The following is a 19,144-nucleotide window of genomic DNA, read 5'->3' as shown; positions in this document are numbered from 1 at the left end:
CGACAGGCCCTAGGGAACGGCGAGCGCCCAGAAGCGCTCGACTATCCCGTCGAGGAACTCGCGGCCCGCGTCGCCGGCGGCGTCGGCCGCGCTGTTCCCGCCCCAGCTGAGGCTGGCCACCATCTGCCCCTGATAGTCCGTGTGCAGCCGTTGGAGAGCGCTCTCCAACAGCTTCCGGTCCAGGGGCACCAGCCTGGCGACCGGCCGTACGTAGGCCTGCCAGCGTGTGGTGACCGCGCTGCGCAGCAGCTCGGTGAGCTTCCCCTCCCGCTTCGTCACGGCGACGAAGTCCGGCAGGGACAGCTGGAGGATCTCGGCGAGCGCGGCGGACTGGCGTTCGCTGCCGCGCCAGTCGTCGCTCTCCTCCATCCGCAGATAGGCGCGGTGCTCCAGGCCGGTGGCACGGGCGACGTCCTCACCGGCGAGGCCACGCGCGACGCGGTGCTCCCGCAGGGTGCGGGGCCGACCGATCAGCTCGCCGGGGGAGCACCACAACACCCCGGCGAGAGCGGTGACTTCGGGGCTCGACGGCACCGCCGTACCCCGCTCCCAGGCGATGACGAGATCGGGCGTGACATAGGGCATGCCGTACGAGACCCGCATGCCGTAGGCGACATGCTCGGGGCCCATGCCGAGCGCCGCGCGCAGTCTGCGGGCGGCCTGGGCGTTGAACGGAGGAGCTGACGGTTGGCGCACCTCGCACAAACTAAGGGTGCCGGTGCGGGGATGGCTACGGTCTGTTCGGCCAGGAATACGGATTGTGTGAACGTACAGTTCCGACTGTTCGGTATGCAAGGAATGTAACGGACGGAACACCTCTCCCGGCTACCCCTTGACCGCCCCGCCCAGCGCGAACCCGCCGCCCAGTCTGCGCGCCACCAGGACGTACAGCAGGATCACCGGCGTCGAGTAGAGCACGGAGAACGCGGCGAGCTGGCCGTACGCCACCATGCCGCGGTTGCCGAAGAAGTCGTTGATGCTGACCGAGGCCGGCATCTGGTCCGGGGTGAGCAGCAGCATGAACGGGACGAAGAAGTTGCCCCACATCGTCACGAACGAGAACACCGTGACGACGGCGACGCCGGGGCCCATCAGCGGCAGCACGATGCGCAGCAGCGACTGGAGCCCGGAGGCGCCGTCCGTCCAGGCCGCCTCCTCCAGCTCCCTCGGCACGCCGTCCATGAAGTTCTTCATCAGCCAGATGGCGAAGGGGAGTTGGGAGGCGGCGAAGAACAGGATCGTGCCCTGCATGGTGTCGATCAGGTTCACGCGGACGAACAGCGCGTACACCGGCACCATGATCGCGGTGATCGGCAGGCTCGTCGCGAACAGGATCGTCAGCAGGAACGGCCGGTTCAGACGGGAGCGGAAGCGGGAGAGCGGGTACGCGGCGAGGGCGGCGCAGACGACCGTCAGCACGGTCGCACAGCCGCACAGGATCAGGCTGTTGAGCAGCGGGGTGTAGGTGATGTCGGGGGTGAGGACGGCCCGGAAGCCGGCGAGCGTGAAGCCGCCCGGGACGCGGACCCTCAGGTCGGCGTGCGGGTCCACGGCGGACAGCACCACCCAGGCGAGGGGAAGCGCGAAGGCGGCCGCCACCAGCAGCAGGGCGGCGTCCGCGGTGAGCCGGCGGGAGGTGCGCTTGCGAGGCACGGCCGGTCACACCTCCGTTCGCAGCAGACGCAGGTACACGACGGAGAACAGGGAACCGACGAGCAGCAGGAGCAGGGCGACCGCGGTGCCGTACCCGATCATGCTGTTCTGGAAGGCCTGTTCGTACATGAACAGCGGCAGGGTCTGGCTCTTGTTGCCGGGGCCGCCCCGGGTCATCACCCAGATCAGCCCGAAGACGGAGAGCGTCTGGAGGGTGTTGAGCATGAGGTTGGTGGCGATGGACCGGCGGATCATCGGCAGCGTGATGTGCCACATCCGGCGCCAGCCGCCGGCCCCGTCGACCTCCGCGGCCTCCGTGATCTCGGCGGGGATCTCGTCCAGCGCGGCCGAGTAGACGAGCATCGAGAACGCCGTCCCGCGCCAGACGTTGGCGAAGGACACCGCGAGGATGGGCAGGGTGAACAGCCAGTTCTGACGCGGCAGATGAAGCAACTCCAGGATGGCGTTGAGGGTCCCCTCCCGCCGGAAGAAGGCGTACAGCAGGAACCCGGCGACGACCTCCGGCAGCACCCACGCCGTGACCACCACCCCGCCGGTGAGGGTCCGCACCGGCTTGCTTGCCCGCTTCATCAGCGCGGCCAGCGCGAGCCCCAGGGTGTTCTGCCCGACGAGCGAGGACAGCACGGTGAACACCAGCGTCAGCCATACGGCGTTCAGGAACTCGCTGTCCCCGAAGGCCCGGCGGAAGTTGTCGAACCCGATGAACGACGCGTGCGCCTGCCCCGTCAACTGCAGGTCGGTGAAGGCGATGTAGACGCAGTAGGCGATCGGCCCGGCGAGGAAGAGCAGGACGAGGACGACGGCGGGGGTGAGCGGGAGCGCCCGCGCGAACCGGCGGCGGGCCTGGCCGGGACGGGCCCGGCCGGGACGGCGCCTCACTTGTGGACCACTTGGCCGCCGGTGACGTCCTTCAGCGTCGAGTCGTACGTGCTCGCCGCCTTCTCGGCCGACGCGTCACCGGTGGTCACGCTCTCCATCGCCTCCTGGATCGCCGTGGACACCTTCGGATACGCCGGATACGCGGGCCGGTAGTGCGTGCTGGACACGAGGTCGGTGAAGAACTTGATGCCGGGCTGGGCGGTGGCGTACGCGGGGTCGGCGGCGACGTCCTTGCGCAGCGCGATACCGGAGTTGGCGATGTACCACTTCCTGGCGTTGGCCTCCGTCTGCATCAACTTGATGAAGTCGAAAGCCATGTCCGGGTGGCCGGCCTTGGCCGGAATCGCCCACGTCCAGCCGCCCGACATGCTCACCCTGCCCGGTGCCTGCCCGGCTTGCGTCGGCATGTACGCGAGGCCGAGCTGCTGGGACCAGTCCGGCCAGTCACGGCCGCTGCCCGGCAGCCAGTTCTGCGGCAGCCAGGAGCCGTCGAGGTCGATGCCCAGCTTGCCCTCGGGGAGCAGTTCGCCCGCGACGGTGGTGGCGTAGTTCGGGTCGAGGGCGTCGGAGACGTCGGGCCCGAGCTTCTCCTTGTAGACGCTCTCGATGAACTTCAGCGAGTCCGTGAACCCCCGGCTGCCCGCGATCCACTTCTTGCTGCCGCTGTCGTACAACGGGTCGGACGTCCCGTTCCCCGTGCCGTACAGCAGCATCTCCATGCCCTGCATGGTGGCCCGCTCACCGGCCGGCTTGCCGGTGTAGACGTTGAGCGGGACGACGCCGGGGACCTTCTGCCTGATGGTGCGGGCGGCGGCGAGGACGTCGGCCCAGGTCTTGGGCTGCCAGTCGAGCGGCAGCCCGGCCTTCCGGAACACCCGCTTGTCGAACCACAGCCCCCGGGTGTCGGTCCCGTCCGGCACGCCGTACGTCTTCCCGTCCTCCCCCCGCGCCGACGCCTTCGCCGTGCCGAGGAACTGCTTCCAGTCCGGCCAGCCGGCGAGATAGGGGTCGAGGGGCTTCAGATACCCGCTCGTGATGTCGGAGTTGATGAGAAAGGTGTCCTCGTAGACCAGGTCCGGCGCGGTCCTCGGCGAGCGCATCATCTGCTGGACCTTGGTGTAGTACTCGGAGTCCGGTGCCTTCACCGGAACGAACTCGACCCTCTTCCCCGGGTACTTCTTCTCGAACTCCTTCTTGATCCCGGCGAGATAGGTGTCCATCACCTTGATGGAGTTGTCGGTCGACTGCTTGTACGACACCTTCAGCGTGTTCGGACCGCTTCCGGAACCGCTGCCGCACGCGGTGAGAGTCGCGACGGCGAGAGCGGCGGTGAGGAGGGTGGAGAGGGCGGCGGTGGGGCGCACGGGCATGACCTCCTGAGCGCACGTGGGGATGGCGCGGAGATGACTGCCGTGTGAAGGTAAGAGGAGTGGTCTAGTCAGGTCAATGGATGTGCGCGGGATTGGGGCACGGCGGGCTGGGTCTCCGGCACACTCGTGAAGTACTGCCGGGGGAAGGGGCTGGGGTGTCGGAACGAGATGTCACCGTGGGGCAGTTGCTGCTCACCGAGTACCAGACGCTCAAGGACGAGCAGAAGACCCGGATCGGGTTCCGGGACAATCTGCTGTACGTCACCCTGACCGTCGTGGCCGCCGTCATCGCCGCCGCCGCTCAGGCCAAGCAGGCGTCGATGCTGCTGGCGCTGCCGCCGGTGTGTGTCGTACTCGGGTGGACGTATCTCGTGAACGATCAGAAGATCTCGGCGATCGGGGCGTACGTAAGGGACGACCTGGGGCCGCGACTGACCCGACTCGCGGGCGCCCCCGACGCCCCTTCTGTCTTTCGCTGGGAGACGGAGCACCGCACCGACGCACGCCGCAGGTCGCGCAAGGCCATTCAGTGCGTGGTGGACCTGACGGCCTTCTGCGTCGTGCCGTTGGCGGCCCTCGTGCTGTTCTGGGCGGCGGGGGACGGCGGTGGGATGCTCGTCACGGTCTCCGTGCTGGAGGCACTGGCGGTGGTCGGCCTCGGTGTGCAGGTCGTGTCGTACGCAGGATTCGCCACGGCGGAGTGAAAAGCCGCGGGTCACAGCGGACCTCGCCCTTCAGGCGCTGCTCCGGCCGGGTTCTCCTGAGGCGGGGCGCAGAGCCGCCGGGCCGGCGCGGCCTCACCGCCCCTGCGCCACCCACCGGTACACCAACTCCGGCCTCCCCACCTGCCCGTACAGCGGGCTGCGTCCGGCTCGGCCCGAGTCCACCAGATGCTCCAGGTAGCGTCGGGCGGTGATGCGGGAGATGCCCACCGACTCCGCCAGGCCCGCTGCCGTAAGCCCCTCCGACGCCTCCCGCAGTGCCGCCGTCACGCGTTCCAGCGTCGGCGCGCTCAGCCCCTTCGGCAGGGCGACGGGGGACGGCGCACGGAGGGTCGCGAGGGCGCGGTCGACCTCGTCCTGGCCGCTCGCCTCGCCGGCCGCGGCGTGGAACTCGGCGTAGCGGACGAGGCGGTCGCGGAGGGTGGCGAAGGTGAAGGGCTTCAGGACGTACTGGACGACACCCAGGGAGACGCCCTCGCGGACCACCGCGAGGTCGCGGGCCGAGGTCACCGCTATCACGTCCGCGTGATGGCCCGCCGCGCGCAGGGAGCGGGCGAACTGGAGGCCGTGCACGTCGGGGAGGTGGAGATCCAGCAGGAGGAGGTCCACGGGCGTGCGGTCCAGGACGCGGCGTGCCTCCGCGCCCGTGTGGGCCTTGCCGACCGCGACGAACCCGGGGACCCGGCCGACGTACAGCACGTGTGCGTCGGCGGCCACCGGGTCGTCCTCGACCACCAGCACCCTGATCGCCGGTGCATCCGTCATGTCGTGTCGCCTCCCGGCACCGGGGAAGCCGCACGCGTCGGCAACCGCACCTCGAACACCGCTCCGCCCTCGCCGTCCGCGCCGTTGTCGTCGGATTCCGCCACCGTCAGCGTGCCCTCGTGGCGGGCCACCGCCTGCCGGACCAGGGCCAGCCCGAGCCCCCGCCCGCCGGGCCCGGCCGGCTTGGTGGAGAACCCCCGCTGGAATACCAGGTCCGCATGGGCCGGGTCGACACCGGGGCCGGTGTCGGTCACCCGCAGGACCACCTCGTCGTCCGAGGCGTACGCCGTGACCGTCACCCGCGCCCCGGCGCTGCCCTGCGCCGCGTCCACCGCGTTGTCGATCAGGTTGCCGAGGATCGTGACCAGGTCGCGGGAGGACAGTTCCGCCGGGAGCAGGCCGTCGTCCAGGCGGCTGTCGGGGGAGACGACCAGTTCCACGCCCCGCTCGTTGGCCTGGGCCGTCTTGCCGAGCAGTAGCGCGGCCAGCACCGGCTCGCTCACCGCCGCCACCACCTGGTCGGTCAGCGCCTGCGCCAGCTCCAGCTCGGCCGTGGCGAACGCCACCGCCTCCTCGGCCCGGCCCAGCTCGATCAGCGAGACGACCGTGTGGAGGCGGTTGGCGGCCTCGTGGGCCTGTGAGCGCAGGGCCTGGGTGAAGCCGCGTTCCGAGTCCAACTCTCCCATCAGCGCCTGGAGTTCGGTCACGTCGCGCAACGTCACCACCGTTCCGCGTCGCTCGCCGCCCGACACCGGGGAGGTGTTCACCACCAGGACCCGGGAGGTCGTCAGATAGACCTCGTCGACCCTCGGCTCCGACGACAGCAGCGCGCCCGTCAGCGGGCCCGGGAGGCCGAGGTCCGCCACCGAGTGGCCGATCACCTCCTGCTCGCTCCCCACCCCCAGCAGCTCCCGCCCGCCGTCGTTGATCAGCGCCACCCTGTACTGCCCGTCCAGCATCAGCAGGCCCTCGCGGACCGCGTGCAGCGCCGCCTGGTGGTAGTCGTGCATCCGGCTCAGCTCGGTGGCGTTCATGCCGTGGGTGTGGCGGCGCAGGCGCGCGTTGACGACGTACGTGCCGACCGCGCCCAGCAGCAGGGTGCCGCCGGCCACCCCGAGCAGGGCCGTGACCTGGCCCTGGACCCGCTCGCTGATCGCCTCCACCTTGATGCCGGCGCTGACCAGGCCGATGACGCGGCCGCCGTCCTCGACCGGGGTCACCGCGCGGACGGACGGGCCGAGGGTGCCGGTGTAGGTCTCGGTGAAGGTGTGGCCGTGCACGGCGGGGTCGATACGGCCGAGGAAGCGCTTGCCGATCTGCGAGGGGTCGGGGTGGGTCCAGCGGATGCCGTCCGTGTTCATGATCGTCACGAAGTCGACGTCCGTGTCCCGGGTGACCTGGAGGGCGTAGGGCTGCAGCGCGGCGGAGGGGTTCGGGGTGTGGATCGCCGAGCGGACCGAGGGGGCGTCCGCGATCGACCGGGCCACCGCGACGACCTGCCGCTTCGCCGCGTCCTCGGCCTGCCCGCGGTCGCTGACGTAGGTGAACAGCGCGTACCCGGCCACGACCAGTGCGATCAGCACGGCCTGCATGGCGAACAGCTGGCCCGCCAGGCTGCGAGGTCGGGGGAGGGAGGGAACGCGCATGTCAGCAGTGTGCCCCCTCGGTTAAGCGTGAACTAAATGAACGGAAGGGTGACCGCTCTCACAGGCCGGGAGATAGTCACGGCAACCCCCACAACACCCCCGGACGTGAGCCGCACGCCGGTGATGCCGACGAAGACGTCAAGGAGGGCAGCCGTGGCCGCCAGCACCCCCGATACGGCACCAGCCGTACCCCGCGTGAAGCGGGACCGGACTCATTACCTGTACATCGCCGTGATCGCGGCGGTCGTGCTCGGCATCGCCGTGGGGCTCATCTGGCCCGATGCCGCCGTCCAGCTGAAGCCGCTCGGAACCGGTTTCGTGAACCTGATCAAGATGATGATCTCGCCGATCATCTTCTGCACGATCGTGCTCGGCATCGGATCGGTACGGAAGGCGGCCAAGGTCGGCGCCGTCGGCGGTATCGCCCTCGGCTACTTCCTCGTGATGTCGCTGGTCGCGCTCGCCATCGGCCTCGTCGTCGGCAATGTGCTGCACCCGGGTGACGGGCTGCACCTGACCAACGCGATCAAGCACACCGGGCACGCCCAGGTCTCCAGCGACGCGCTGCCGCCCGTCGAGTTCGTGCTGTCGATCATCCCGACCACGTTCGTCTCCGCCTTCACCGAGGGCCAGGTCCTCCAGACGCTGCTGATCGCCCTGCTCGCCGGGTTCGCGCTCCAGGCCATGGGCCCGGTCGGGCAGCCGGTGCTGCGCGGCGTCGAGCACATCCAGCGGCTGGTCTTCCGCATCCTGTCGATGGTCATGTGGCTCGCGCCGCTCGGTGCCTTCGGCGCGATCGCGGCCGTGACCGGCTCGGCCGGCATCGACGCGCTCAAGAGCCTCGCCGTGCTGATGCTCGGCTTCTACATCACCTGCGTCCTGTTCGTCTTCGTGGTGCTCGGCGCGATCCTGCGGATCGTCGCGGGGGTGAACGTCTTCTCGCTGTGCAAGTACCTCGCCCGTGAGTTCCTGCTGATCCTGTCCACCTCCTCCTCCGAGTCCGCGCTGCCGCGGCTCATCGCGAAGATGGAGCACCTGGGCGTCAGCAGGCCGGTCGTCGGCATCACCGTGCCGACCGGGTACTCGTTCAACCTCGACGGCACGATGATCTACATGACCATGGCGTCGCTCTACATCGCGGACGCGCTGGGCACGCCGATGTCGATCGGCGAGCAGATCCCGCTGCTGCTGTTCCTGCTGCTGGCGTCCAAGGGTGCGGCGGGCGTCAGCGGCGCCGGTCTCGCAACCCTGGCCGGCGGCCTCCAGTCGCACAAGCCCGCGCTGGTCGACGGCGTCGGTCTGATCGTCGGCATCGACCGCTTCATGAGCGAGGCCCGCGCCCTGACCAACTTCGCGGGCAACGCGGTGGCGACGGTGCTCGTGGGCACCTGGACCAAGGAGATCGACAAGGAGCGGGTGCGGCGGGTGCTCGCCGGTGAGCTGCCCTTCGACGAGACGACGCTCATGGACGAGGGCCACGGGACGGTGGCCGAGGTGCCCGAGCAGCGGGAGGATGCGCTGGCCAAGGCCTGACCTCGAAAGAAGCTCCGGATGTCCGGCCCCGCCTGAACCGGGGCCGGGCATCCGGCATGTCCACGGCACCGCTACGGCGCTGCTACGACTCCTCACTCACCTCGGCCACCAGCTCGGTGGCCGTCGAGGCGGGCACGCCCGCCGCGGTCAGGACCGTGACCGTGGCCGAGCGGCCCGCCTCCGCCGCTGTCAGGAGGCCGTCGTTCACCGCCTCCATCACGGCGAACAGCAGCTGCTCGTGCACGTACGCCAGCGCCGGGGCCGGCAGCGGTGAGCTGAACACGCCCTTCTCCAGTCCCCGCTCCAGCAGCCGGACCTTGTTCGCGCGCAGCGGGGCGAGGCGTTCGCGGATGCCCTGGACGGTGACCGTGCGCTGGGCGAGCGCGACCAGCAGCCGGTAGCGGTCGGCGATCTCCCAGATCGCGAGCACCGACCGGGCCACCGCCTCCGCCGGGTCGGCGACCTCCTTGCGGGCGCCCGCGTCCGCGTCCGCCAGCGCCGCCACGGCCTCGTCGACCAGCGTGCTGATCAGCGCCTCACGGCTGGGGAAATGGCCGTACACCGTCCGCCGTACGACCCCCGCGGCGCGCGCGATCTGGTCCATGGAGGCGTCGGGGTCGCGCAGCAGTTCCGCGAGGGCGACGTCGAGGATGCGGCGCCGGTTGGCGTCGGCGCGGCTGTTACCCGTGGTCATGGCAGTCATTCTGCACGCCCTTCAGGATTTGCACACCACTGTGCAACGGCGTACATTACACATGGTTGTGCAATTGCACGTCACTGTGCAAGTCCGCACCGTTCCGCACCAACCGTCGCGATCCGAGGAAGGCGACCCCTGCCATGCGACTCGTCATGACCGAACCGGTCGAGAAGATGGAGCGCCCATACGCCCGGCGCTGGTGGGCACTGCTCGTGCTCTGCCTGAGCCTGCTGATCATCGTGATGGCGAACACCGCCCTCACGGTCGCCGCACCCGACATGACGAAGGACCTCGGGCTCTCCAGCGCCGACCTCCAGTGGGTGATCGACGGCTACACCGTCCCGTACGCCGCGCTGATGCTGCTGCTCGGCGCGATCGGCGACAAGTACAGCCGGCGCGGCGCCCTCGTCCTCGGTCTCGCGGTCTTCGGCGGCGGTGCCGTCTTCGGCTACCTCGCCGACAGCTCCACGACCGTCATCGCGGCCCGCGCCGTGATGGGCGTCGGCGCGGCGCTGATCATGCCCGCCACGCTCTCCCTGCTCGCCGCGACCTTCCCGCGCGCCGAGCGCGCCAAGGCGATCGTGCTGTGGACCGCCACCGCCGGTCTCGCCATCGCCGCCGGACCGGTCGTCGCGGGTGCGCTGCTGCGCGACCACGGCTGGTCCTCGACCTTCCTGATCAACGTGCCCATCGCGGCCGTCGCGATCGTCCTCGCCTTCGTGCTCATCCCGCCGTCCAAGGCCGGTCACCACGACCGCATCGACTACGTCGGCGGCCTGCTCTCCGTCCTGTGGACCGGCTCCCTCGTCTACATGATCATCGAGGGTCCGCACTTCGGCTGGCACGCGAAGGCGATCACGGCCGCGGTCGTCGCCGGCGCCGGCCTGGTGGCGTTCGTCCTCTGGGAGCTGCGCCACCCCCGCCCCATCCTGGACGTCCGCCGCTTCGCGCACCGCCGCTTCGCGGGCTCCAACCTCGCCGTCGCCCTGTTCTTCCTCGCCGTCTTCGGCGCCTTCTACTACCTGACCCAGCACCTCCAGTTCGTCCTCGGCTACGACGCCCTCCAGACCGGCGTCCGGATGCTCCCGCTGGCCGGCGCCGTCTTCGTCGGCTCGGCCCTGACCGGCTTCCTGACCCCGCGCGTCGGCATGAAGTGGACGGTCGGCGCGGGCATGGTCGGCGGCACCACCGCCCTCGCCCTGCTGACCCGGGTCGACGCCGGCTCGACGTACGGCGACTTCCTCGCCCCCCTGATCATCCTGGGCCTCGCCATCGGTCTCGCCCTCTCGCCCTGCACCGACGCCATCATGGGCGCCTTCCCCGAGTCCGAACTGGGCGTCGGAGGCGCGGTCAACGACACCTCGCTGGAGCTGGGCGGCTCGCTCGGCATCGCCATCCTCGGCTCGGTGCTCGCGACGTCGTACGGCAACCACCTGAGCGACGCCACGGCCGGCAGCAAGCTCCCGGCGAGCGCCCTGGACACGGCGCAGGACTCGGTCGGCGCCGGGTACGCGGTCGCCCAGGGCATCGGCGACAAGGCGCACGCACTGGCCGCACAGGCCGCGAAGGCGACCGACCCGCAGCAGGCGGCGCAGCTCAAGCAGCAGGCCGCCGAACTCGCCGCCGGCGCCCGGCAGATGGCCGACGCGGTCGGCTCCTCCTTCTCCGACGCCGTCGCGCACACCAGCCTGGTCGGCGCGGTCATCCTCGGCATCGGCACCGTCCTGGTGGCCGTTCTGCTCCCGCGCCGTGAAAAGGCCGCGCCCGAGGTGAAGGAGCAGGAGCGGGAACTGGCGGACAGCACCGCCGCCTGAGCACTCCTCGCCCCCGTCCGCTAACGTGCCGCTCCGGATCATTCGGAACGGCACGTTCGCGCGTGGCGTCCGTACAGGCGAGACATCAGGTACAGGCAAGTGGAGGCTCGGGGGACATGAAGATCGACTGGGACCGGCGGACCTGCGCGCGCAAGGGCCATACGACCTACGCGCCCGACGAGCCCACGCTGCGGCCGCGGCTGCACGCCGAGACCGCGCTCGGGGACGCCTGGCGCTGTCTGCGCTGCGGCGACTTCGTGCTCGGCGAGCCGCACGGCTCGGGACCGGCGGTGAACGCCCCGCTGGTGCCGCGCGGCAAGGTGCTGCGCGACCTGTTCATCCTGCGCTTCCTCGCGATCGAGCGGCTGGTGCGCGGCGTGTTCATCGTGCTGGTCGCCATAGCGGTCTGGAAGTTCAGCAACAGCCAGGACGCGGTGCGCCGCCTCTTCAACGAATACCTGGACGTCCTGCGCCCGGTCTTCCGGCACTTCCACTACGACCTCGACCACTCACCCGTGGTCGGCTCGATCCAGAAGGCGTTCGGCTACAAGCACTCCACCCTCATGGTCGTCGCCGCACTGGCGCTGGCCTACGCCCTGATCGAGCTGATCGAGGCGGTCGGCCTGTGGTACGCCAAGCGCTGGGCGGAGTACCTGACCGTCGTCGCGACGGCCGCGTTCCTCCCTCTGGAGATCTACGAACTCACCGAGAAGGTCAGCTATCTGAAGATCGCCACCCTCGTCCTCAACATCCTGGCCGTCCTCTACATCGCCGTCGCCAAACGCCTCTTCGGCCTCCGGGGCGGCGCCAGGGCCTTCGAGGAGGAGCGGCAGAGCGCGTCGCTGATGGAGGTCGAGGAGTCGGCGGGGGTCCAGCCGGTCTTGCCCTGACCCCGGCGTCAACGCCTACCGTCGTCGTCATGCGAATCGGCGAGCTGGCCGCGCGGGCCGGGACCACGACCCGCGCGCTGCGGTACTACGAGTCGCGCGGGCTGCTGCCGGCCCGGCGCGACGCCAAGGGGCACCGCACGTACGACGAGGGGGATCTGCGGCTGCTGGCGCAGATCCGGACCCTCCAGGACTTCGGGTTCGGGCTGGAGGAGACGCGGCCCTTCGTGGAGTGCCTGCGGGCCGGGCACCCGGAGGGCGACTCCTGCCCGGCCTCGCTCCAGGTCTACCGGCGCAAGCTGGCCGAGCTGGACGCGCTCATCGGGCAGCTCCGGTCGGTGCGGGAGACGGTCGCGGGGCAGCTGGTGCGGGCCGAGGAGGCGCGGGACGCGCTGGCCGCCGACGCGCTGGTTCCGGGGGGTCCGGAGCCCGGGTGCGAACTGGGAGGACAGCAGCGGTGATCAACGCGGCGGGCGTGGCCGAGGTGCGGGACACGGATTTCGAGGCGGAGGTGCTGTGGTCGGATCTGCCGGTGCTGGTCGAGTTCACGGCCGACTGGTGTCCGCCGTGCCGGCAGATGGGCCCGGTGCTCAGCGCACTCGCGGCCGAGGAGGAGGGCCGGCTGAAGGTCGTACAGCTGGATGTGGACACCAATCCGGAGACCACGAACGCGTACAAGGTGCTGTCGATGCCGACGTTCATGCTGTTCCGGGGCGGTGAGCCGGTGAAGGCGATGGTGGGGGCGCGGCCCAAGCGGCGCCTGCGCGAGGAACTGGCCGACGTGCTGGACGACATGCGGTAAAGAACGGCCGGGCACCAAAAAATCCCCTGAGCAATTGCGCTCGGGGGATTTCTCTGCGTATATTCAGTGGTTCGCGACTTCAATCCTGCGATGTCGCGAGGAAGTTCACTGAGCAGAGTATATCCGGGCGGGAGTGGAATTGTCAAACAGCGAATATCCAGGCGATGAATTGCGCAACGAACAGGAATTCATCGACGGACTGTACGCGCGCGTGGACGTTCTGCGCGGGGAGGCCGAGACCTCGGTCACGGACGCGCTCGCCCAGGGCGACAAGCCCATGCAGGCCCGGCTGGAGCGGGACATCCTCGTCGCCGAGCGCTCGGGGCTGCTCGCCGCGCTGAACGCGGTGGACGGCTCGCTCTGCTTCGGCCGGATCGACCTGGCCGACGGCACCGCCCACCACATCGGCCGGATCGGGCTGCGCGAGGACGACGCCGAGCACACCCCGGTGCTGATCGACTGGCGGGCCGACGTCGCCCGGCCCTTCTACCTCGCCACCGGGCACACCCCGATGGGCCTGCGTCGCCGCCGGCACATCAGCACCGAGGGCCGCACCGTGACCTCGCTGCACGACGAGATCCTGGACCTCGGCGACACCACCCGCACCGGGCACGAGGACCCGAGCGGCGACGCCGTGCTGCTGGCCGCGCTGAACTCGGCGCGCACCGGCCGCATGAGCGACATCGTGCAGACCATCCAGGCCGCACAGGACGAGATCATCCGGGCACCGCACCGCGGGGTGCTGGTGGTCGAGGGCGGGCCGGGGACGGGCAAGACGGCGGTCGCGCTGCACCGCGCCGCCTATCTGCTCTACGAGTACCGCGAGCTGCTGGCCCGCCGCGCCGTGCTGATCGTCGGCCCCAACCCGGCCTTCCTCGGCTACATCGGCGAGGTGCTGCCCTCGCTCGGTGAGACGGGCGTGCTGCTCGCCACCGTCGGCGAGCTGTTCCCCGGTGTGAAGGCCACCGCGACCGACACCCCCGAGGCGGCCGCCGTGAAGGGCCGCGCCGACATGGCCGAGGTGCTGGCCGCCGTCGTCCGCGACCGGCAGGCCCTGCCCGACCCGGTGATCACCGTCCAGCACGACCGCGAGGTGCTGATGCTCGACGACGGACTCGTCTCCGTCGCCCGCGAGCGCACCCGCGCCGCGAAGCTCCCGCACAACGCGGCCCGCGAGTACTTCGAGGGCCACATCCTCAACACCCTCACCGAGCTGTACGCCGAACGCGTCGGCACCGACCCCTACGACGGAACCAGCCTGCTCGACGCCTCCGACATCACCCAGATCCGCGACGAACTCGCCGAGAACCCCGAAGTCTGGTCCGCCGTCGACCGGTTGTGGCCCCGGATCACCCCGCAGCGGCTCGTCGCCGACTTCCTCGCCGACCCGCACGACTACCTGACGCAGACGGAAGCGGACGCGATCCGCAGACCGGTGACCCGCGCCTGGACGGTCGCCGACGTCCCGCTCCTCGACGAGGCGGCCGAACTCCTCGGCGAGGACGACCGCTCGGCCCGCGCCCGGGCCGAGCGGGAACGCGAGACGCAGGTCGCCTACGCGCAGGGCGTGCTGGACGTCTCCTACGCGTCCCGGACGTACGAGTTCGAGGACAGGCACGACGACGATTCCGAGGTCCTGTCCGCGCACGACATCATCGACGCCGAGCGGTTCGCCGAGCGGCAGGAGGAGGCGGACCACCGCAGCGCCGCCGAGCGGGCCGCGGCCGACCGCACCTGGGCGTTCGGGCACATCATCGTGGACGAGGCGCAGGAGCTGTCGCCGATGGCCTGGCGGCTGCTGATGCGGCGCAGCCCGACCCGCTCGATGACCCTGGTCGGCGATCCGGCCCAGACGGCGGAGGCGGCCGGTGTCGGCTCCTGGTCGGACATCCTCGCGCCGTACGTCGAGGACCGCTGGGAGCACACCCGGCTCGGCGTCAACTACCGCACCCCGGCCGAGATCATGGAGCTGGCCGCGGCCGTCGTGCGCGCCGAGCACCCGGACTTCGAGCCGCCCAGCTCGGTCCGCTCGACGGGCGTACGGCCGTGGGTGCGCCGGGCGGCGGACGACCTGCCCGGCGCGGTCGCCGAGGCGGTCGCCGAACTCGCCCCCGCCGAGGGCCGCCTGGCGGTCATCGCCCCGCGCGAGCTGCACCGGCGGCTGGCCGCCCGCCTCGACGGCGTCACGGCCGGCGCCGAACCCGACCTCACCCGCGGCGTCGTCCTCCTCGACCCCCGCCAGTCCAAGGGCCTGGAGTTCGACGCGGTCCTCGTGGTGGAACCGGGCCGCTACGGCACCAGCGACCTCTACGTCGCCCTGACCCGGGCCACGCAGCGGCTCGGGGTGCTGTACACGGACGCTCTGCCCGAGGCGCTCACGCCGGCCGCAGCCACACCGTAGCCAGCGGGGGCAGGGTCAGCCGGATGCTCGCGGGGCGGCCGTGGGCCCCCCTCGGCTCCGGCTTGACCACGTCCGGGTGGACGACGCCGCTGCCGCCGTAGCGCACGGCGTCGGTGTTGAGCACCTCCGCCCACGCCGGCACGTCCTCCGGGACGCCGAGGCGGTAGTCCTCGCGTACCACCGGCGAGAAGTGGCAGACGGCGAGGAGCGGGGTGCCGTCGGCGGACCGGCGCAGGAACGCGAGGACGTTGTCGTCGGCCGCGTCCCCGGTGATCCACTCGAAGCCCGCCGGGTCGGTGTCCCGCTCCCAGAGCGCGGGGGCCGCGCGGTAGCGGGTGTTCAGGTCGCGGACCAGGTCCCGTACGCCCCGGTGGTCGGCCTCGGCGCCGTACGCCGGGTCGAGCAGCCACCAGTCGGGGCCGTGCGCCTCGGACCACTCGGCGCCCTGCGCGAACTCCTGGCCCATGAAGAGGAGTTGCTTGCCGGGATGGGCCCACATGAAGCCCAGATAGGCCCGGTGGTCGGCGCGCTGCTGCCACCAGTCGCCGGGCATCTTCGAGACGAGGGACCGCTTGCCGTGCACGACCTCGTCGTGGGAGATGGGCAGGACGTAGTTCTCGCTGTAGGCGTACACCATCGAGAAGGTCATCTCGTGGTGGTGGTACTTGCGGTGCACCGGCTCCTTCTGGACGTACTGGAGCGAGTCGTGCATCCAGCCCATGTTCCACTTCAGCCCGAAGCCGAGCCCGCCGCTGTCGGTGGGCCGGGTCACCCCGTCCCAGGCCGTGGACTCCTCGGCGATGGTGACGACCCCCGGGCAGCGCCGGTACACGGTCGCGTTCATCTCCTGGAGGAAGGCCACCGCGTCCAGGTTCTCCCGGCCGCCGTGCTCGTTCGGCGTCCACTGGCCGGGCTCGCGCGAGTAGTCCAGGTACAGCATCGAGGCCACGGCGTCCACGCGCAGCCCGTCGATGTGGAACTCCTCGCACCAGTACACGGCGTTCGCCACCAGGAAGTTGCGCACCTCCCGGCGGCCGAAGTCGAACTCCAGCGTCCCCCAGTCCGGATGCGCGGCCCGCAGCGGATCGTGGTGCTCGTACAGCGGCCGCCCGTCGAATTCGGCCAGCGCCCAGTCGTCGCGCGGGAAGTGCGCCGGCACCCAGTCCATCAGCACCCCGATCCCGGCCTGATGCAGCCTGTCCACCAGGTGGCGGAAGTCGTCCGGTGTGCCGAGCCGGGCCGTGGGGGCGTAGAAGCCGGTCACCTGGTAGCCCCAGGAGCCGCCGAAGGGATGCTCGGCGACCGGCATCAGCTCCACATGCGTGAAACCCAACTCGGAGACGTACGCGGGGAGTTGATCGGCCAGCTCGCGATACGTCAGCCCCGGCCGCCAGGACGGCAGATGGACCTCGTACACCGACAGCGGCGCCCGGTGCACGGCTCTGTCCCCCCGGTGCGCCATCCATTGCGCGTCGCCCCACTCGTGGTGCGAGGCGGTCACGATCGACGAGGTGGCGGGCGGGGCCTCCGTGCGGCGGGCCAGCGGATCGGCCCGCAGGGTGCGCGAGCCGTCGGGACGGGTGATCTCGAACTTGTACAGCTCGCCCTCGCCGAGGCCCGGCACGAACAGCTCCCACACCCCGCAGGAGCCCAGCGAGCGCATCGGATGCCCGGTGCCGTCCCAGAAGTCGAAACCGCCCGCGAGCCGCACCCCGCGCGCGTTCGGCGCCCACACCGCGAACCGGGTGCCGGACACGCCCTGGTGGACGGTGACATGCGCGCCGAGCGCCCGCCACAGCTGCTCGTGCCGGCCCTCGCCGATCAGATGCAGGTCCAGCTCGCCGAGCGTGGGCAGGAAACGGTAGGCGTCCTCGGTCTCCAGGACCGTCCCCTCGTACGCCACGAGCAGCCGGTAGGCGGGGACCTCGGGGAGCGGGAGCAGGCCGCTGAAGAAGCCGTCCCCGTCGTCGTGCAGTTCCGCCTTCAGCTCGCCGGCGACGACGGTGACGGACAGCGCGTACGGCCGGAAGGCCCGGAACGCGACACCGCCCGGCACCGGATGGGCGCCGAGGACCGCGTGCGGGTCGTGATGGACGCCGTGCAGCAGCCGCTCGCGGTCGGCTCGGTCCACGGCGGCGGAGCCGGTGTGCCGGTTCGTCACGGACGGGCCTCCTGGTCGGACGCGGCGAGCCGGCGGATCGCCGAGAGCGGTACGGGGAGCCAGTCGGGCCGGTGCCGGGCCTCGTAGAGGACCTCGTACACCGCCTTGTCGGTCTCGTAGGCCCGCAGCAGCACCGCGTCGGCGCGCGGATCGCGGCCCGCCACCTGCGCGTACCCCGCGCAGTAGGCGGCCCGGCACCCGCGCGCCCAGTCCGGTGCGGGCGGCCGCACCGAGTGGGCCGCGTAGTCGAAGGAGCGCAGCATCCCGGCGATGTCCCGCACCGGCGGCTGCGGCAGGCGCCGTTCGGCGAGCGGCCGGGCCGGCTCGCCCTCGAAGTCGATCAGCGACCAGGTCCCGTCGGCCGCGCGCAGACACTGCCCGAGGTGCAGATCGCCGTGGATCCGCTGCGCGGTCCAGGTGCGGCCCTCGGCGGCCGGCCGGTCCAGATCCGCGTAGGCGTGCCGCAGCCCGTCCTCGTACGGCCGCAGCGCCGGTACGGCCCGTACCGCCGCCCCCAGCCGCTCCCTCATCCCCTCGGCCAGCGCCCGCAGGGGGGCGTGCCCGAGGGTGACCGTCGGCAGGGCGCGGGCGAGCGCGGTGTGCACCTCGGCGGTGGCCCGGCCCAGTGCGCGCGCCTCGGAGACGAAGTCCTCGCCCTTGGCCAGCTCGCGCAGCGCCAGCTCCCAGCCGTCGGCCGCGCCGCGCAGGAAGGGCTGGAGCACGGCGAGGACATACGTCTCCCGCCCGATCTCCGCGCGCGCCCACGCCGTCGGCGCGGGCACCCGGGGGCAGCCCTCGCGGGCCAGCGCGAGCGGCAGCTCCAGGTCGGGATTGACGCCGGGCACCACCCGGCGCAGCAGCTTCAGGATGAACGTGTCGCCGTACACCACCGAGGAGTTGGACTGTTCGGCGGTCAGCAGCCGGGCCACCAGCCCCGTGCGGATCTCGTGCCCCGGGTCCCGTTCGAAGCGCAGCCCGCCGATGCGGGCCCGGGTGCGCAGGGCCTCCAGGAGCACTTCGGCGGGCCGGGGGTCGTACAGGGCCTCGTACACCGTGCGTCCGGCGAGCGGCCCCTCGTCCACGTGTCCGATCAGCGCGGGCGCCAGCCGGGGCGGCAGCGCCTCGCGCACGCCTATGAGGAACTGGTAGCAGTCGCCGGGGCCGCGCAGGTCCGGCTGGTGGACGCGGAGCAGCAGGTGGTAGAGGCCGAGGCGGCCGTGGGGCGGGAGCAGCTCGGTGACGGCGACCGGGGTGAACCCGGTGACCGCGCGTCCCTTGCCCGCGAACCAGCGTTGTCTCGGCAGCCAGGTGCGCAACAGGGGAGCGAGGGAATCCAGGAGCGAGGGGGTGGTGACCGGGTCCGCCATGGGGGTCATGTCCTTTCCCCGGGGTCGTCGGGGGTGTTCCTTGTGCGTGCCCCGGGCGGGCCGGTGGAAACGCGCCATCGCCCCGCCCGGCCGGAACCACGCGGGTCCGCTACGCGGACTCGCGGCGCAGCCTGAACCAGTAGAAGCCGTGCCCCGCGAGGGTGAGCAGGTACGGCAGTTCACCGATCGCCGGGAAGCGGACCCCGCCGAACAGTTCGACGGGATGCCGCCCGCGGAACCGGCTCAGGTCCAGCTCGGTCGGCTGGGCGAAGCGCGAGAAGTTGTGCACGCACAGCACGAGGTCGTCCTCGCCGTCCCGCGACAGGGGGGCCTCGCGCAGGAAGGCGAGCACCGCCGGGTTGGAGGACTGGAGCTCGTTGTACGACCCGAGTCCGAAGGCGGGGTTCTGCTTGCGGATCTCGATCA

17 protein-coding genes are annotated in these 19,144 nt (G+C 71.2%); 7 read left to right on the top strand and 10 right to left on the bottom strand.

Translation table 11 applies throughout. From position 1 onward, the window contains the following. Nucleotides 1–9: 9 nt before the first annotated feature. The 4 genes from ACZ4MF_RS35500 to ACZ4MF_RS35485 all read right to left on the bottom strand — a co-directional run bounded on the left by ACZ4MF_RS35500 (nucleotide 10) and on the right by ACZ4MF_RS35485 (nucleotide 3,923). Nucleotides 10–696 (bottom strand): helix-turn-helix domain-containing protein, encoded by a 687-nt coding sequence (locus ACZ4MF_RS35500; protein ID WP_467496674.1) that lies wholly within the window; start codon nucleotides 694–696, stop codon nucleotides 10–12. Between the two features lie 129 nt (nucleotides 697–825). Further along, nucleotides 826–1,653, bottom strand: a complete 828-nt coding sequence (locus tag ACZ4MF_RS35495; RefSeq protein ID WP_467496672.1) for a carbohydrate ABC transporter permease — start codon at nucleotides 1,651–1,653, stop codon at nucleotides 826–828. Between the two features lie 6 nt (nucleotides 1,654–1,659). Beyond that, entirely contained in the window at nucleotides 1,660–2,553 is an 894-nt protein-coding gene (locus tag ACZ4MF_RS35490) for a carbohydrate ABC transporter permease (RefSeq protein ID WP_467496670.1), read from the bottom strand. Beyond that, complete coding sequence (locus tag ACZ4MF_RS35485; RefSeq protein WP_467496668.1) at nucleotides 2,550–3,923, bottom strand: extracellular solute-binding protein; 1,374 nt, start codon at nucleotides 3,921–3,923, stop codon at nucleotides 2,550–2,552. Before ACZ4MF_RS35485 ends, ACZ4MF_RS35490 begins: the two co-directional genes overlap by 4 nt. A 155-nt stretch (nucleotides 3,924–4,078) precedes the next feature. Between ACZ4MF_RS35485 and ACZ4MF_RS35480 the strand changes: the two genes are divergently transcribed. Next, on the top strand, nucleotides 4,079–4,627 hold the full coding sequence (locus tag ACZ4MF_RS35480; RefSeq protein ID WP_467496666.1) for a hypothetical protein: 549 nt from the start codon (nucleotides 4,079–4,081) through the stop codon (nucleotides 4,625–4,627). Nucleotides 4,628–4,720: 93 nt separating this feature from the next. Here ACZ4MF_RS35480 and ACZ4MF_RS35475 read toward each other — a convergent pair whose 3' ends face one another. After that, nucleotides 4,721–5,410: a response regulator gene (locus tag ACZ4MF_RS35475; protein ID WP_467496664.1), complete on the bottom strand. Its 690-nt coding sequence runs from the start codon at nucleotides 5,408–5,410 to the stop codon at nucleotides 4,721–4,723. Continuing rightward, nucleotides 5,407–7,056 carry an ATP-binding protein gene (locus ACZ4MF_RS35470; RefSeq protein ID WP_467496662.1) on the bottom strand — a complete coding sequence of 550 codons (1,650 nt, stop codon included), beginning with the start codon at nucleotides 7,054–7,056 and terminating at the stop codon, nucleotides 5,407–5,409. The genes ACZ4MF_RS35475 and ACZ4MF_RS35470 overlap by 4 nt, the downstream gene beginning before the upstream one ends. 123 nt (nucleotides 7,057–7,179) lie before the next feature. Here ACZ4MF_RS35470 and ACZ4MF_RS35465 point away from each other — a divergent pair, with 123 nt between their 5' ends. Next, nucleotides 7,180–8,589, top strand: coding sequence for a cation:dicarboxylate symporter family transporter (locus ACZ4MF_RS35465; protein ID WP_467496782.1), 1,410 nt, complete (start codon nucleotides 7,180–7,182; stop codon nucleotides 8,587–8,589). A gap of 82 nt (nucleotides 8,590–8,671) precedes the next feature. On the opposite strand, the gene ACZ4MF_RS35460 is transcribed toward ACZ4MF_RS35465, so the two are convergent. Continuing rightward, nucleotides 8,672–9,292 (bottom strand): TetR/AcrR family transcriptional regulator, encoded by a 621-nt coding sequence (locus ACZ4MF_RS35460; protein WP_467496660.1) that lies wholly within the window; start codon nucleotides 9,290–9,292, stop codon nucleotides 8,672–8,674. A gap of 134 nt (nucleotides 9,293–9,426) precedes the next feature. On the opposite strand from ACZ4MF_RS35460, the gene ACZ4MF_RS35455 reads away from it, so the two are divergent. The 5 genes from ACZ4MF_RS35455 (at nucleotide 9,427) to ACZ4MF_RS35435 (ending at nucleotide 15,190) form a co-directional block, all read left to right on the top strand. Beyond that, complete coding sequence (locus ACZ4MF_RS35455) at nucleotides 9,427–11,100, top strand: MFS transporter (protein WP_467496658.1); 1,674 nt, start codon at nucleotides 9,427–9,429, stop codon at nucleotides 11,098–11,100. A 116-nt stretch (nucleotides 11,101–11,216) separates the two neighbouring features. Further along, a complete protein-coding gene (locus ACZ4MF_RS35450; protein ID WP_467496656.1) occupies nucleotides 11,217–11,990 on the top strand; it encodes a DUF2127 domain-containing protein in 774 nt (257 codons plus the stop codon). A 29-nt stretch (nucleotides 11,991–12,019) separates the two neighbouring features. Further along, nucleotides 12,020–12,448, top strand: coding sequence for a MerR family transcriptional regulator (locus ACZ4MF_RS35445; protein WP_356027869.1), 429 nt, complete (start codon nucleotides 12,020–12,022; stop codon nucleotides 12,446–12,448). Then, the gene (locus ACZ4MF_RS35440) at nucleotides 12,445–12,789 is read left to right on the top strand and encodes a thioredoxin family protein (RefSeq protein ID WP_467496653.1); all 345 of its coding nucleotides are present in this window, start codon (nucleotides 12,445–12,447) and stop codon (nucleotides 12,787–12,789) included. Before ACZ4MF_RS35445 ends, ACZ4MF_RS35440 begins: the two co-directional genes overlap by 4 nt. Before the next feature lie 169 nt (nucleotides 12,790–12,958). Beyond that, nucleotides 12,959–15,190: a HelD family protein gene (locus ACZ4MF_RS35435; RefSeq protein ID WP_467496651.1), complete on the top strand. Its 2,232-nt coding sequence runs from the start codon at nucleotides 12,959–12,961 to the stop codon at nucleotides 15,188–15,190. Here ACZ4MF_RS35435 and glgB read toward each other — a convergent pair. The 3 genes from glgB to ACZ4MF_RS35420 all read right to left on the bottom strand — a co-directional run. Further along, the gene (gene glgB, locus ACZ4MF_RS35430) at nucleotides 15,165–17,351 is read right to left on the bottom strand and encodes a 1,4-alpha-glucan branching enzyme (protein WP_467496649.1); all 2,187 of its coding nucleotides are present in this window, start codon (nucleotides 17,349–17,351) and stop codon (nucleotides 15,165–15,167) included. The two genes, ACZ4MF_RS35435 and glgB, sit on opposite strands and share 26 nt — an antisense overlap. Next, nucleotides 17,348–18,727, bottom strand: coding sequence for a maltokinase N-terminal cap-like domain-containing protein (locus ACZ4MF_RS35425; RefSeq protein WP_467496647.1), 1,380 nt, complete (start codon nucleotides 18,725–18,727; stop codon nucleotides 17,348–17,350). The genes glgB and ACZ4MF_RS35425 overlap by 4 nt, the downstream gene beginning before the upstream one ends. A gap of 100 nt (nucleotides 18,728–18,827) precedes the next feature. Further along, a partial coding sequence (locus ACZ4MF_RS35420; RefSeq protein ID WP_467496645.1) for an alpha-glucosidase C-terminal domain-containing protein occupies nucleotides 18,828–19,144 on the bottom strand: 317 nt, incomplete at its 5' end.

The sequence above is a fragment of the Streptomyces sp. NPDC025793 genome (assembly GCF_055558375.1).
This window is presented reverse-complemented; position numbering and strand designations above follow the sequence as displayed.